Source organism: Buttiauxella cochleicola, from assembly GCF_021283185.1.
GTDB lineage: Bacteria > Pseudomonadota > Gammaproteobacteria > Enterobacterales > Enterobacteriaceae > Buttiauxella > Buttiauxella massiliensis.
In genome coordinates this window covers 103556-116704 of record NZ_JAJSOS010000005.1, presented here as the reverse complement: position 1 = coordinate 116704, position 13149 = coordinate 103556, and the positions used below count along the sequence as shown (strand labels likewise).

At 54.0% G+C, this 13149-nt stretch carries 17 protein-coding genes; all 17 read right to left on the bottom strand.

Annotated elements, in window-relative coordinates; translation table 11 throughout:
• Positions 1-26 precede the first annotated feature (26 nt).
• The gene (cobS, locus tag LVQ76_RS09260) at positions 27-770 is read right to left on the bottom strand and encodes an adenosylcobinamide-GDP ribazoletransferase (RefSeq protein WP_193216249.1); all 744 of its coding nucleotides are present in this window, start codon (positions 768-770) and stop codon (positions 27-29) included.
• On the bottom strand, positions 770-1312 hold the full coding sequence (gene cobU / locus LVQ76_RS09255; RefSeq protein WP_232921491.1) for a bifunctional adenosylcobinamide kinase/adenosylcobinamide-phosphate guanylyltransferase: 543 nt from the start codon (positions 1310-1312) through the stop codon (positions 770-772). The genes cobS and cobU overlap by 1 nt, the downstream gene beginning before the upstream one ends.
• Complete coding sequence (locus LVQ76_RS09250) at positions 1309-2844, bottom strand: cobyric acid synthase (protein ID WP_232921490.1); 1536 nt, start codon at positions 2842-2844, stop codon at positions 1309-1311. Before LVQ76_RS09250 ends, cobU begins: the two co-directional genes overlap by 4 nt.
• Positions 2841-3650 (bottom strand): ATP-binding cassette domain-containing protein, encoded by an 810-nt coding sequence (locus LVQ76_RS09245; protein WP_232921489.1) that lies wholly within the window; start codon positions 3648-3650, stop codon positions 2841-2843. The genes LVQ76_RS09250 and LVQ76_RS09245 overlap by 4 nt, the downstream gene beginning before the upstream one ends.
• Before the next feature lie 11 nt (positions 3651-3661).
• Complete coding sequence (locus LVQ76_RS09240) at positions 3662-4339, bottom strand: energy-coupling factor ABC transporter transmembrane protein (RefSeq protein WP_232865277.1); 678 nt, start codon at positions 4337-4339, stop codon at positions 3662-3664.
• Entirely contained in the window at positions 4326-4607 is a 282-nt protein-coding gene (locus tag LVQ76_RS09235) for an energy-coupling factor ABC transporter substrate-binding protein (protein WP_151994352.1), read from the bottom strand. Before LVQ76_RS09235 ends, LVQ76_RS09240 begins: the two co-directional genes overlap by 14 nt.
• A gap of 1 nt (position 4608) precedes the next feature.
• Entirely contained in the window at positions 4609-5340 is a 732-nt protein-coding gene (gene cbiM / locus LVQ76_RS09230; protein ID WP_151994353.1) for a cobalt ECF transporter S component CbiM, read from the bottom strand.
• A 62-nt stretch (positions 5341-5402) separates the two neighbouring features.
• Complete coding sequence (locus LVQ76_RS09225; protein WP_232865276.1) at positions 5403-6119, bottom strand: cobalt-factor II C(20)-methyltransferase; 717 nt, start codon at positions 6117-6119, stop codon at positions 5403-5405.
• Positions 6116-6910: a sirohydrochlorin cobaltochelatase gene (cbiK, locus tag LVQ76_RS09220; protein ID WP_232921488.1), complete on the bottom strand. Its 795-nt coding sequence runs from the start codon at positions 6908-6910 to the stop codon at positions 6116-6118. Before cbiK ends, LVQ76_RS09225 begins: the two co-directional genes overlap by 4 nt.
• Complete coding sequence (locus LVQ76_RS09215) at positions 6907-7698, bottom strand: cobalt-precorrin-6A reductase (protein ID WP_232921487.1); 792 nt, start codon at positions 7696-7698, stop codon at positions 6907-6909. The genes cbiK and LVQ76_RS09215 overlap by 4 nt, the downstream gene beginning before the upstream one ends.
• Positions 7695-8420: a precorrin-3B C(17)-methyltransferase gene (locus LVQ76_RS09210; RefSeq protein WP_232921486.1), complete on the bottom strand. Its 726-nt coding sequence runs from the start codon at positions 8418-8420 to the stop codon at positions 7695-7697. The genes LVQ76_RS09215 and LVQ76_RS09210 overlap by 4 nt, the downstream gene beginning before the upstream one ends.
• Complete coding sequence (gene cbiG, locus LVQ76_RS09205; protein ID WP_232921485.1) at positions 8414-9475, bottom strand: cobalt-precorrin 5A hydrolase; 1062 nt, start codon at positions 9473-9475, stop codon at positions 8414-8416. Before cbiG ends, LVQ76_RS09210 begins: the two co-directional genes overlap by 7 nt.
• Positions 9456-10229 (bottom strand): cobalt-precorrin-4 methyltransferase, encoded by a 774-nt coding sequence (locus LVQ76_RS09200; RefSeq protein WP_232921484.1) that lies wholly within the window; start codon positions 10227-10229, stop codon positions 9456-9458. Before LVQ76_RS09200 ends, cbiG begins: the two co-directional genes overlap by 20 nt.
• Positions 10222-10791 carry a decarboxylating cobalt-precorrin-6B (C(15))-methyltransferase gene (locus LVQ76_RS09195; RefSeq protein WP_232904284.1) on the bottom strand — a complete coding sequence of 190 codons (570 nt, stop codon included), beginning with the start codon at positions 10789-10791 and terminating at the stop codon, positions 10222-10224. The genes LVQ76_RS09200 and LVQ76_RS09195 overlap by 8 nt, the downstream gene beginning before the upstream one ends.
• Positions 10781-11383 (bottom strand): cobalt-precorrin-7 (C(5))-methyltransferase, encoded by a 603-nt coding sequence (locus LVQ76_RS09190; RefSeq protein WP_232921483.1) that lies wholly within the window; start codon positions 11381-11383, stop codon positions 10781-10783. The genes LVQ76_RS09195 and LVQ76_RS09190 overlap by 11 nt, the downstream gene beginning before the upstream one ends.
• The gene (gene cbiD, locus LVQ76_RS09185) at positions 11377-12513 is read right to left on the bottom strand and encodes a cobalt-precorrin-5B (C(1))-methyltransferase CbiD (protein WP_232865268.1); all 1137 of its coding nucleotides are present in this window, start codon (positions 12511-12513) and stop codon (positions 11377-11379) included. Before cbiD ends, LVQ76_RS09190 begins: the two co-directional genes overlap by 7 nt.
• Entirely contained in the window at positions 12510-13142 is a 633-nt protein-coding gene (locus LVQ76_RS09180; RefSeq protein ID WP_232921482.1) for a cobalt-precorrin-8 methylmutase, read from the bottom strand. The genes cbiD and LVQ76_RS09180 overlap by 4 nt, the downstream gene beginning before the upstream one ends.
• Between the last annotated feature and the right edge of the window lie 7 nt (positions 13143-13149).

Genomic DNA, 13149 nt, shown 5'->3' with positions numbered 1-13149 from the left:
CAGTTCAGCACAGCGCCATCCGACAATCAGCGCAGCAGCGCGAGCAGGAAAACCACTTCGCCCAATTCAATCGCCGCCCCCAGCGTGTCGCCGGTTTGCCCGCCGAGCGTGCGCTTCAACATCAGACCGAGGAGATACATCGCCAGTATTGTGATAGCCAGCGCCAGCAGACCGGAAGCAGGCAACAGAACCGTACACAGCACCGCACCGCCAATCAGCGTCAGCAGCGCCTGTGTGCCCGTCACTTTGCCGATAAACAGATTACCCAGCCCTTTCTCACGCGCATACTTGTGGTTGTACATCAGCAGTACACAAGCACTGCGCCCGGCAATGGAAGCCGCTGCCAGCACCATCAGCATATTATTGCCACGCAGCGCCAGTTCGCTGACCACCAGCACTTTGGTCACAATCACAAAGATCAGCGCCAGCCCACCGTGAGTACCAAGACGGCTATCGCGCATGATTTCCAGCATGCGGTCACGAGTACGCGCCGAGAAAATGCCATCGCACGTGTCAGCCAGGCCATCAAGATGGAAACCACCGGTCAATAATGCGAGTGCCAGCACATAACCCATGGCCGCTAAAGGTAAGCCAGCCCACGGCTGCAACAGCGTAAACACAGCCCCTGCCAAAGCACCCAGCACCAGGCCAACAAATGGAAAGGTCACGATACCGCGCACATACTGGTGTGTTTCGATACCATCAGTCCAGCGTGCGCGCACCGGAATGCGGCTCATAAACTGCAAAGTGGCGAAGAACAAACGGAAGATCATTTAATTTTTACCCCAATCCCTGAAATAACCAGCCACACCTCATCGGCACGCTGCGCCAGGCGCTGGTTTACGCGCCCGGCAATATCACGGAAATGCCGCGCCAGGCGGTTTTCCGGCACAATGCCCATCCCTACTTCATTGGTCACCAGAATCACTTCCGCCGGGCTTGATTCGCAGGCCGCCAGCAAAATGTCGATTTGCTGATTCACCACCTGTTCCATCGAGTCAAAATCCCAATCTTCTTCTGGCTTATCGCCCGCCGCGTCATACATGACGTTGGTAATCAGCGTGGTGATGCATTCCAGTAACACAGCTTCGCGGGCATTGTTGTGCTCATTAATAACGGTGTTTAACTCGCGATACTGCTCAACGGTTTGCCAATGCGCCGGGCGGCTGTCGCGATGGTGCGCAATACGCCGCTCCATTTCACTGTCGAAAATTTTCGACGTAGCGATATACAACACACGTTCAAAATTTGCGGCCAGTTGTTCGGCATGACGGCTTTTACCGCTACGAGCGCCGCCCGTGACTAATTTCATATTGGTTGTTCCTGATGCTCTTCCATAATCTGATAAATACGTGAGATATCAATGTTCTCACGCATCGCGTCAGCCAGGATATTGAACTGCTGATCTTTATGATTTTGATAGTCGAACACCTCGCCTTCCCAGGCATTCAGCCCTTTGCGCAGACGCAAGCTATCCAACAAACTGCGAGTAAACTCACCGCTATCAAACAGGCCATGCAGGTAAGTGCCCAGCACGCGACCATCTTCGCTGATAGCACCATCAACATTATGATAAGGCTGAGTATTACATTCGGTGAAGGTAGCAAACGGTGCGGTATTTTCTCCGCGCTGCGTTTCGCCCATATGGATTTCATAACCTTGCAGTGCTGAACCTGAGCTTGCTGCAAAAACGCCGGGCAGTTGCGCCTGAACCTTTCCGGCGACGCGGGTCGTGGTTTTAACACTGGCAAAGCGTGTCACCACATCCAGCAAACCAATACCGGCCATCTCGCCAAGCCCGGATTCCACTTCGTCGTAAATATGCTGCCCGAGCATCTGATAGCCGCCGCAAATCCCCAGCACCGCGCCGTCATTGCTATGGTGTGTTAGCAGCGCCTGCTCGAGGCCGTTTTCACGCAGCCAGAGCAGGTCGCCGAGGGTATTTTTACTGCCCGGCACAATCACCAGGTCACTGTTTTGCAGTTCATCAGGTTTGGCTACATAACGCAGGCGCACATCAGGCTGTGCCGCCAACGCATTAAAATCGGTGAAGTTCGACATGTACGGCAGTTTTAAAACTGCAATATCCAACTCTTTCGGGGTGACTTCGTCGTATTTCCCACGCTGCAAAACAACGCTGTCTTCATCTTCGAGATCGACATTCAGCCACGGCATCACGCCCAAAACTGGCACGCCGGTTAACGCTTCGATTTGTTCGATGCCGGAGTAGAGCAGCGCCACGTCGCCACGGAACTTGTTAATAATGACGCCTTTTACGCGCCACTTTTCATGTTCCAGCAGTAGCGCTATGGTGCCGTAAATAGCAGCGAACACGCCGCCACGGTCAATATCTGCAACAAGAATCACCGGGCATTGCGCCAGTTCTGCCATGCCCATATTGACGATATCGCGGTCGCGTAAGTTGATTTCAGCCGGGCTACCCGCCCCTTCAAGCACCATCACATCATGTTCTGACGCAAGGCTTTGGTAGACCTCGCGGATTTGCGCTTTCAATTGCGGTTTGTAGTTGTGGTAGGCCACAGCATCCATATTGGTGGCGACTTTACCCATCAACACCACCTGCGCTTTGCAGTCACTGGTTGGTTTGAGTAGCACGGGGTTCATGCGCACATCAGGGGTAATTCCAGCCGCTTCAGCCTGGAAAATCTGCGCCCTGCCCATCTCTTTACCATCCGGCGTGATGCCCGAATTGAGCGCCATATTCTGCGATTTAAACGGCGCGGTACGGTGTCCATCCTGGGCGAAAATCCGGCACAGCCCAGCCACCAACATGCTTTTCCCTACATCAGAGGCGGTGCCCTGAACCATGATTGAAAGGCTCATCCTGCTTCCTTTGAAACGCGCAAGGCGTTAAACAATTGAGTTTCGGTTTTGCACAACGGGAAACCGAGTTCGCTGTGCAGTTTGACCAGCCATGGCTGCACAAGCCCGGCATCTTGCAGCATCGGCGCCTGACTAAAGACTTCGCCGGGTTCACCTTGCGCGACGATTCTGCCGCCTTTCATCACATACACGGCGTTGCAAACTTCATAAATCAGATCAATATCATGGCTTGAGATGACGACGTGCTTACCCTGCGCAGCAATGCGGGCGATGATTTCAATCATCTGTTGACGGCCCGATGGGTCAAGTCCGGCGGTCGGTTCATCAAGCAATAAATAGTCGGCTTCCATCACCAGCGATCCGGCAATCGCCACGCGTTTCTTCTGCCCGTGACTTAAATATTGAATCGGTTTGTGGCGGAAAGATTGCGCATCTACCAGTTGAATCGCGTGTTCGACACGGCGGGCGATTTCGATTTCATTCACGCCAAGGTTGCGCAAGCTAAAGGCGATATCGCTGTCGATATCGGTATAAAAGATTTGTTGTTCCGGGTCCTGAAACACGGTGGTGACGCGCTGGCGGTGCTCAATCAACCCGGTTTTGCTGTAATTTATCGCTTTGCCCTGCCACAAAACTGCGCCATTCTTCGGGCGCAAAACACCGTTGAGGTTCATAAACAGCGTGGATTTCCCACAGCCGTTTGCGCCGACTATTCCCGTTACCGGGTACGCCCCAAAATCAAAAGTTAAATCGTGCAGAACGGTATCGTCCTGATAGCGAAAAGATAAATTTTGGGTTGTCAGCATTGGTGCAGTTCTCACAGGTGGAAATCACCCTGGTAAAGTTTGATATCCAGCGTCGTAACCATTTGCTGGTAACGCAGCAGCACGCGCGAAAAAAGCATGCTGACTAACATAGCAAGCGAACGGTAGCCACCAGGCAGCGTACGATAACCGAAACGCAATGTCTGAGCACGGTGAATGGCCTGCGCCTCGTCCAACAGGATAAAAATAAAACGCCAGGTGAGCAGGATTTGCTCGGTCAGCAAACGCGGTACGCGCAAGCGTTGTAGCAAGATGATCAATTGCGGAAACGGTAGATTTAGCACCAGCCAGTAAGTCGCGCCCAGAGCCGCAAGGCTGCGCCAGAAAGTCTGGTTTGCCATCATCACGCCTTGTGCATCAATGCCCACATAAAATGAGCCGAGCGGCACACTCCACAGCAAAGCCTGCGCGTGGTGCGCGGCACTGAAGATTATCGTCACCACGCCGATCAGCAAAAAGCCCAGTGGCACCGCCAGCCAGCGCAAGTACCGCACCGGTCCAACACGCAGCAACCAACAGGTAAAAGCGGCAATCACCAGCAGCAAAACCGCCTGCCCGACTGGCGGCAGTGCAAACGCCAGCACCATCATCACCAGATACAGCGCAAATTTACGCAGCGGTGAGACACGGCACCAGCGGCTTTGGTAACTGAGTTTATCAATCCCCAGCATGGTCTTCGCGGCGGCCCCGGTAATAGCCCAGAATGTAGAAAATCACCGCCGTACCGATTGAACCTTGCAGGGTAAACAGCAGGCTTTCGATTTCGCTGCTGGCTGGTTCATAAAGCGGCTGGAACCACGGTTTGTAATGAGGAGCGACGACCAATATCTGCCCTTCTGCCTGGTCGTCGGAGCCTCCGTATTCGCCACCGTGAGGAACAAAGAACGGCACAATCATCAGTCCTATTATCAGGGCAAGCAATATCAGGGTCTTTTTCATTTTATTGGCTCCTGGCAGGAAGCAGTTGTCGTTTGGTTAGCTGGTCGTAAATCATCACGGTGAGCAAGCCTTCGGCGATGGCTATTGGGATCTGCGTCAGACAGAAGATACCCATAAATTTCATCGAGGAACCGGTAACGCCAAAGTGCGGATCGGGGAACGCTACACCGAGTTGAATCGAAGTAACGAAGTAAGTGGTTAAGTCAGCAATCATCGCACACAGGAACACGGCCACATCGCGGCGAAAGCCCGCTTTACATGCCAGTTTCCACACCAGATATCCGACAATCGGCCCAATAACCGCCATCGACATGCCGTTTGCGCCAAGCGTAGTCAGCCCGCCGTGCGCCAACAGTAATGCCTGGAACAACAGCACAATGGCGCCTAAAACCGCCACAACGCCTGGGCCGAACAGAATTACCGCAAGGCCAACGCCAGTTGGGTGCGAGCAGCTTCCGGTAACCGAGGGGATTTTTAACGCCGAGAGCACAAAGATAAATGCACCGCAAAGTGCCAGCAGCACTTTCTGGTTGCTGTCGTGTGCCACGATTTGGCGCAAACGCACCAGCCCGACGTACAAACACGGCAGGAATAAAATCCACCATGCCAGAGCCCACATTGGCGGCAGGAAACCTTCCATAATGTGCATTGCGAAGGCTTCTTGCGGCACGATGAGCAACAACATCCCCATGCCCAGCCCGCTTAGCGAGAGTTTTTTAAGTAACGATTCCATGATTTTCCTTTAAGACGTTAATGTCGGATGGCGCTTATCCGACCTACGAATGCGTATCAGATTTACAACGTCTGGTTACGCCACTGTTTATTCACAAGAATGGTCGAAAAATACGGTAGCTTCTGGTCATCCGGCACCTCTTCCAGGTTTCGCCAGCATTGCTCGCCCGGTAATGTCGCTTCCGCCATTAACACCGCATGTTGAATGATTCCCAGGTGTTGTAGCAGCGCCTTGATTTGCGCGAAGCGGCCATAGACTTTCATCAACACTACGCTGTCATGCGCGCGCAATGCTTCAGTAAGAGCCTGATGTGATGCTGTGCAAGACATCACCGCGAGGGATTGCTGTTCCATCGCCAGCGGCAGTTGCGCGCGGGAGGCGATAGCAGCAAAAGAGGTGACACCAGGGACGATTTCCAACCACTCCGGGTTGCCGATACGAGCCAGCAAAAACACCCAGGTACTGAACAGCATTGAATCACCGAGCGTGATAAACCCGACCTGTTTACCCTGCTCCACTTCGTGTTGCAGCGCCGCCGCAGTTTCATCCCACACCACCGCTTTTTCGTCGTTATCAGCACTCATCGGGAAGTGGCAGGTGCGTATTTCGGTAGTTTCACTGAGGTATTCGCGCACAATGGAAAGCGCCAGACTGTCGCCGCCTTTGCGCCCTGCTGGCGCATACAACACATCGAGTTTGCCGATGATACGCGCCGCACGGACGGTAATCAGGTCACTGGCACCAGGCCCGGTACCGAGAGCATATAAACGACCGGTCATGCTGCCACCTCCGCTGACTTTTCCAATGCACGCTGCAAATGGTTCACAAACATGGCGCGAATTTGTGGGTTTTCGCCCAGGCCTTGCAACCAGGGTTGTGCTTCAATGCCCGCTTCCTGCAATTGCGTTTTCCACGAATCTTCTTCATCAGACGCCATGTCGTTAATTGCATGGTCACCCGCCACTAACATCAGCGGCATCAGGTGGACTTTACGTACCTTTTCTTTCAGCAAGCCACGCACGATAAGGTCGATTTCCGGGTAGCTTTCTACCGCACCGACACGCGCCGGGATCTGGCGAGCCGCCATTAAATGATCGAGGCAGGCATAGGCCGAAAACGCATGATGGCTGGCACCGTGGCCCATAAACACTACGCGCTCATCGGCTTCAAGCTGTGGCATCTGGCTTTGTAGGGCGCTGAGCAGCAGCTCGTAATCATTGAAATCGCTAAGCAATGCTGTGCCCAATGCCAGGCGCTGGAATAAATGGCTGTACGCTTTAACTTCACGGGAGATTTTTTCGTACTCGTCACCATTAATTACATGTAACGACTGTACGGCCACATCCTGATAACCCAGTTCAGCAAGGCGCAGCAGTGCTTGTGCAGGTGTATCAATGTCCAGGTTATCGCGCTTTTTTAACTTGCGAATAATCATGCCGGAGGTAAAGGCACGGAACCGATCGCGGTCGGCAAAGGTGCGGCCAAGTTGTTCTTCGCAGGCAACAATATTTTTGGTGCAGGTTTCGTGGTAACTGGTACCGAAACTGATTACTAACAGGGCTTTTTTCATGATTTTCTCTCTTGCAGCCAGCGTGTGACACGGCGGCTCACATCTTCACGGCTTTCCAGTAATTCAGGGCCAAAAACCTGCGATTGCGGGCGAGTCACCACCACACAGGGAATATTTCGCGCCAGCGCAGGGGTAACTTTGTCGAGATAACCGCCTTCGGCACCGGACTCTTTGGTTATCACCACATCGGGTGCACAGAAGTCATAAGTGGCGGCGTTAAACTCAGCGCTGAACGGGCCGCGCAGCGCAATAATATTGTCAACGCCCAACCCCAGCGCTTCGCACTCGGCAATCACTTCGCTGGTCGGTAACACCCGAGCCAGCAGTGTTTTGCCCGGTAGAGCTTGCTGATAAGCAGCCAGTTCTTTGCTACCGGTAGTCAACAGCACGCGTGGGCCAAATGTTTGCGCCACGGCACAGGCGGCTTGCAGACTGGCCACTTTGTGCAGCAACGGGTGTTCCAGATCATTAAGTTCACTACGCCGCTGATACCGGCTGAGTGTTACACCCACGATTTCACAGGCGTGGGTGATATTTTGGCTAAGCAATTCGGCATACGGATGCGAGGCATCAATCACCCAGTTCACGGCATTGCTGACCAGCCAGTCGGCGATTCCATCGGTATCAATTCGCCCTACACGAATTTTCCCACCGATATCACCCGCCAGAGACGCCCCTACCGCCGTCGCGACCGAAAGCGTGTACGAAATGCGCAGTTCATCGAGGATCTGGCAAATAAACCGGGCATCGCTGGTTCCGCCGAATACCAGCACTGGCGTTTCACTCACAGCTCGTAACCTCGAGGGGTAATCATTAATCCATTGCGAACAAAGGTCGTTTTGTTGCCGACAATCACCAGACTCGTCATATCAACCGGTTCGAAATCCATCTCACCAAAGGTGGTCAGCCATTTTTGTTCTTTCTTACGTCCGGCCGCTTTCACCACGCCCACTGGCGTTTGCGGGTTGGTAAACTCGCTCATCAATTCGAACGCACGCGCCAGATGACCTTCGCGGCCACGGCTGCGCGGGTTATAGAAGCAAATAACAAAATCAGCAGAAGCCGCCGCAATAATGCGTTTTTCGATAACCGGCCATGGCGTGAGTAAATCGCTCAGGCTGATATGGCAGAAATCATGCATTAATGGCGCGCCGAGTAATGATGCAGCGGCAATGCTGGCTGTGATGCCCGCCACCAGCCGCACTTCAATGTCCAGTTGCTGCGATGTCACCAGTTCCAGCACCAGACCGGCCATGCCGTAAATCCCGGCATCACCGCTGCTGATTAACGCCACGTTATGTCCAGCTTGCGCCAGTTCGATGGCGGTTTGGCAGCGTTCAATCTCTTTACACATGCCGGTTTTGATCACCTGTTTGTCGCCAGTCAATGGCTTCACCAGGTGGGTATAAGTTTTATATCCGACGACAATTTCAGCTTCCTGCAGAGCAGCAATAGCTTCCTGAGTCATCATGGCTTCACTACCAGGGCCAATGCCGATTACCGTTAACATCTGTCTGAAACTCCTAAAGTTATGGTGACACCCTGCTGTTTCAGAGTGTGACCCACTAGATTGCCGTTGCTCATCAGCCACGCAGCAGGTTGCGAGACGCTGCCAACGCCTACGGTCAGGCGCACAAATTCCGATGCCGGAAATCGATGCTCGTGTTCGCTCAATTGGTCAACGCTAAAAAGTTTGAAAGGGATTTGATGGTGCTGTGCCAGTTCCAGTAGTGCAGGCTCATCTTGCTTGAGCATTACACTGCCGATGGCGCACAACGCCAGCGGGTCAAAATGGTTCTCAGCCAGTTGCTGGCGGAGCAGCGCGGCCACGGTTTGTGGCGGCGTGTCACGGCGGCAGCCGATGCCTGCTATGACGCGTTTCGGAACCAGTTTATAAACGGGAATATTTAAGGCAGGCTGCGAATCACGCAGCGTGACGCACACCAGCGCATCAAGCTCTGGCAGGGCATCAAGGCCCTCAATCGCAATAAAGCCGCGCGTGTCGTAACGCTCAGCATGTGGCGCAAATTCGCTGTCCCACCACAGGCCAACGCGCTGTTGACTCACCAACATTTGGTTGACGGTTTTCACCGCCAGACGGAAATCGAGCATAGTTGCGTCAAGTTTTGCCGCAAGCGTATCAAGCGCCGCCATCTGATTCACATCGGTCGCGGTAGTGATGACCGGGTCTGCGTTTAGCAGCGTTGCCAGTTGGCGAGTTAGCTCGTTAGCACCCCCCATGTGGCCGGAAAGCAGGCTGATAACGTGTTCTGCGCGTTCATCCATTACCACAACCGCCGGGTCTTGCAGTTTGTCGCACAGCATTGGCGCAATCACCCGCACCACAATTCCGGTGGCCGCAATAAATACCAGAGCCGAATACTCGCTGAATGCCTGCTGTACCGTTTGAGCAAAACTGCCGCCAAACGGGATAAAACCCGGTTGTAGCAACTTTTCACTGGTAAAACAGGTCAGCGGCAAGGCTTCACGCAGGCGTTGTGCCAGCACCACACCACCGGGTGTCAGGCAAAACAGCGCGATCGACTCAGGCTTTGCGGTATTCATGGCTGAACCCTGCGTCGTAGAGTTTCGAGTAGTGATACTCCTCGCCCAAAAACGCCCCAACCATAATCAGCGCGGTTTTACGGATTCCGGCTTCGCGTACTTTTTCAGCAATGTCAGTAAGGGTGCCGCGTAACTCCTGGCAATCAGGCCAGGTGGCTTTATAGACTACCGCGACTGGCGTATCTGCTGGATAACCGCCTTCAATCAGGCGTTCTGCCACACGGTTAATCCGTTGTACCGAGAGAAAAATGGCCATTGAGGTTTGGTGTTTTGCGAAGGATTCAAGTTGTTCGAGCGGTGGCACCGGCGTGCGGCCTTCGATACGCGTGATGATCAGGCTCTGCGAGACTTCCGGTACGGTGTATTCCACGCCAAGTTGTGCAGCAGCGCCCAAAAACGCACTGACTCCCGGCACAGAAACGTAGCCAATACCGAGTTTGGTGAGCATTTCGCCCTGTTCGCGGATTGAGCCATACAGCGAGAGATCGCCGGTTTGCAGGCGCACCACCAGTTTGCCCGCTTTCACGCCGTTCTCCATCAACTCAATAATCTCGTCGAGATTGAGCGCGGCGCTGTCATGGCATTCGGTGCCAGGTTGGCAGTAATCCAGCAATTCAGGATTGATGAGCGAGCCGGCATAAATCACCACTTCGGCCTGTTGCAAGATGCGGTAGCCTTTCAGCGTAATCAGCTCTTTATCGCCAGGACCTGCGCCAACGAACCAGACTTTGCGGGTATCAAATAACTCAGTCATTGCTTCCTTCCTTGCGACAAGAGATCAAATAAGTGGGATTGTTCGGTTTGAAGTAATGCCCACTGCCAAGCGTTGCGAGGTTTGCCACCTGCAATTGCAGGCAGTCAAAATCGCTCACCGCGCACTGCTCAAGGTGAGTTAGCGCGCAGGTTAAGTTTTCAAGCAGGATGAACGTCATCACCAGACGCCCGCCGGGATGCAAATGCGCCAGCGACCAGTCGATCAATTCCGTAAGTTGCCCACCACTGCCGCCGATAAACACCGCATCGGCCATCACGTTCAGCTCTATTGGCGCGTACCCGCTGATGATTTCAACGTTCGGACAGGCGAAAAGCTCACGGTTTTCTGCCATCAGCGCCAGCGCGTCAGGGTTGCGCTCAATTGCCGACACCTGCAATTGCGGGTACCGCATCGCCGCTTCAAGGGACACGCTGCCGGTGCCTGCGCCTATGTCGATAAAGTGCGTGGCGTGCTGTAATTGCAGGCGATCGAGCGCCTGAGTCCGTACCACTTCTTTAGTCATCGGCACGCGTGCACCGCGTAAAAACAGATCATCTTTCATTGAGTATTATCACCACATTCATCGCGTAAGACTGCGCCACGTCGGCGGCGCGCAAGCGATGGATTCGTTCATCTGCTGACGACAGGTTCTCGCCAATAATGAGAATGGGATTGAGGCCGCGCATCAGAAATGCCTGGGCGATGGCATGCGGCCCGATAATGGTGTCGGTCACCATTGCCACTTTTTGGTGCGCCACAATCGCGTTGAAATCGGGTTCACGCCCATGGCTGCTGGTGATCCATAAGTCGTTCATATCGACGGCCGCTTTGGCGCACAGATATTGAATCGAGCTGATGCCGGGAATAATGCACAGTTGTTCAGGCGGGAAACTTGCTGCCAGACGTTTACCAATGCCATAAACCAGCGGGTCGCCAGAGGCCAGGACCACTATTTGCTGGCTAAGGCGTTCACCAAGCCAGGCGATTAAGCCGTCAAGATCGCTATCCAACAAACGCGTTTGGGCCTCCGAATCAGCAAACAGCGCCAGTTGACGTGCACCGCCCACCAGAATCTGCGCTTCATCAATGGCGATACGCGCCTGGAAAGTCAGATACTCCGCAGCCCCTGGTCCAATACCTACAACGGTCAGCATCGCAACTCCTGCGCTATTTCAGCCACCGGGCGGCTACTGCCTAAAACCTGGTTATCAAACGAGAATAAAATGGCGTCGCACTTAGGCGGGGATTGGGTGAAACGCAGCATCTCAGTAACACGCTCACAGATGCGGATTGCCAGACGTTCAAACACGCCCATCCAGCCTTGCTCCGCGATGATTTCAAGTGCCGCTTCAGTGGTGTCGCACTGGCTTACAGCTTCCAGCAACGAAAACGGCGCGCCCATTAGTGCCAGGTGTGCGACCAACGTCTCCATGCGCCCGTCGGCAATGTGGCTGTGGGTGTGGAAAATCCCGGCGGCGACTTTCACCAACTTGCCAGGGTGGCCAATCAACACGATGTGACGGTACTCAAGGCGCACTGCTTCCTGAATCATGTAGCCGACGAAATTGCTCATCGTCACCACACATTCACTGTCCAAATCGAGTTGCTCGCGGACAAAACGTTCACCGTGGTTGCCCGGCACCAGAATGACTTTATCCAGCCCGGCGGCGCGTTTCATTTCCAGCTCGAGTGCCAGTGAACGCTTCCAGCTTTCTTCGGACATCGGCATCACAATACCGGTGGTACCGATTATCGAAATCCCGCCCAAAATCCCGAGGCGATGGTTGTAGGTTTTCTTTGCTCGCTCCTCACCTTCTGGAGCAAAAATTTCAATTTCGGCGCCACGTTCCGCACCGATAACTTCACGCACCGCCGCTTCAATGGTCTGGCGCGGCGTGCGGTTAATGGCCGATTCGCCAATGGGCAAACCGATGCCTTTGCGTGTGACTTTGCCGACCCCAGTACCGCCGCGCAGTGTGATCGCACCGCTGTCATTAAGCTGCACGCGAGCGAAAATCAGCATGCCGTGAGTCGCATCGACGTCATCGCCGCCGTCTTTACGGATTGCTGCCGTCGCCTGCTGACCTTCGATAATTGGCATTTCAACGTTGAGATGCAGTGTGACGCCTGAAGGGGTGACGATAGAAACCTGGTCGATCACGTGCTGGCGCAATACCATCAGAGCCGCGACTTTAGCCGCAGCAGTGGCGCATGAACCGGTGGTGTAGCCTTTGCGGTATGCCTTGCCTTTATGCCAGACGCAATCGGCGGTTTGCTCGCTCACTGAGCCTCCCGCAAGCGGTAAAGCAGCGCATTCACAATGGCTGCGGCAACGTTACTGCCGCCTTTGCGCCCACGGGCGGCAATGGCGGGTAAACCGCTTTCTACCAGCGCTTCTTTGGACTCTTCCGCCCCGACAAACCCGACGGGCACGCCGATAACAGCGGAAGGTGTGGCACCTTTTTCCAGTAGGCGAAACAGTGCCGTTGGCGCATTACCAAAGACAAAGACCTTCTCGCCATCTTCCTCTAAAGCCAGATCCACCGCCGCCATTGAGCGCGTCACGCCCTGCTCTTTGGCATGTGCCACCACGCGCGGATCGCTAATAAAGCAGCGGCAGCTACAACCAAACTCCGCCAGCAGGGTCTTGTTAATACCCGAAAGTGCCATGGTGGTATCGGTGTACAACGTGCAACCACGCAACAAACTGGCGGTCAGTTTTTCGATGACATCAGGTGAAAACCACAAAATATCCAGCCACTCAAAATCGGCGGTAGTGTGGATAACCCGCTTGATCATCGCTTCCTGAATAGCATCGTTAAAACGATATTCCGGGCGCTCGGCGGCAATAATTTCGCTAATGATTTCAAAACTGTGCTGCTCAATAAGCTGGGGTTGTTGCAGGTAGTTCATCAGGTGT

Coding starts and splice junctions, on each gene's coding strand:
- LVQ76_RS09190 (WP_232921483.1), bottom strand. CDS start 11,383: ATGCTGACCGTTGTAGGTATTGGACCAGGGGCTGCGGAGTATCTGACT.
- cbiK (WP_232921488.1), bottom strand. CDS start 6,910: ATGAAAAAAGCCCTGTTAGTAATCAGTTTCGGTACCAGTTACCACGAA.
- LVQ76_RS09225 (WP_232865276.1), bottom strand. CDS start 6,119: ATGACCGGTCGTTTATATGCTCTCGGTACCGGGCCTGGTGCCAGTGAC.
- LVQ76_RS09240 (WP_232865277.1), bottom strand. CDS start 4,339: ATGCTGGGGATTGATAAACTCAGTTACCAAAGCCGCTGGTGCCGTGTC.
- LVQ76_RS09245 (WP_232921489.1), bottom strand. CDS start 3,650: ATGCTGACAACCCAAAATTTATCTTTTCGCTATCAGGACGATACCGTT.
- LVQ76_RS09200 (WP_232921484.1), bottom strand. CDS start 10,229: ATGACTGAGTTATTTGATACCCGCAAAGTCTGGTTCGTTGGCGCAGGT.
- cobU (WP_232921491.1), bottom strand. CDS start 1,312: ATGAAATTAGTCACGGGCGGCGCTCGTAGCGGTAAAAGCCGTCATGCC.
- LVQ76_RS09250 (WP_232921490.1), bottom strand. CDS start 2,844: ATGAGCCTTTCAATCATGGTTCAGGGCACCGCCTCTGATGTAGGGAAA.
- cbiM (WP_151994353.1), bottom strand. CDS start 5,340: ATGGAATCGTTACTTAAAAAACTCTCGCTAAGCGGGCTGGGCATGGGG.
- cbiG (WP_232921485.1), bottom strand. CDS start 9,475: ATGAATACCGCAAAGCCTGAGTCGATCGCGCTGTTTTGCCTGACACCC.
- LVQ76_RS09235 (WP_151994352.1), bottom strand. CDS start 4,607: ATGAAAAAGACCCTGATATTGCTTGCCCTGATAATAGGACTGATGATT.
- LVQ76_RS09180 (WP_232921482.1), bottom strand. CDS start 13,142: ATGAACTACCTGCAACAACCCCAGCTTATTGAGCAGCACAGTTTTGAA.
- LVQ76_RS09210 (WP_232921486.1), bottom strand. CDS start 8,420: ATGTTAACGGTAATCGGCATTGGCCCTGGTAGTGAAGCCATGATGACT.
- LVQ76_RS09195 (WP_232904284.1), bottom strand. CDS start 10,791: ATGAAAGATGATCTGTTTTTACGCGGTGCACGCGTGCCGATGACTAAA.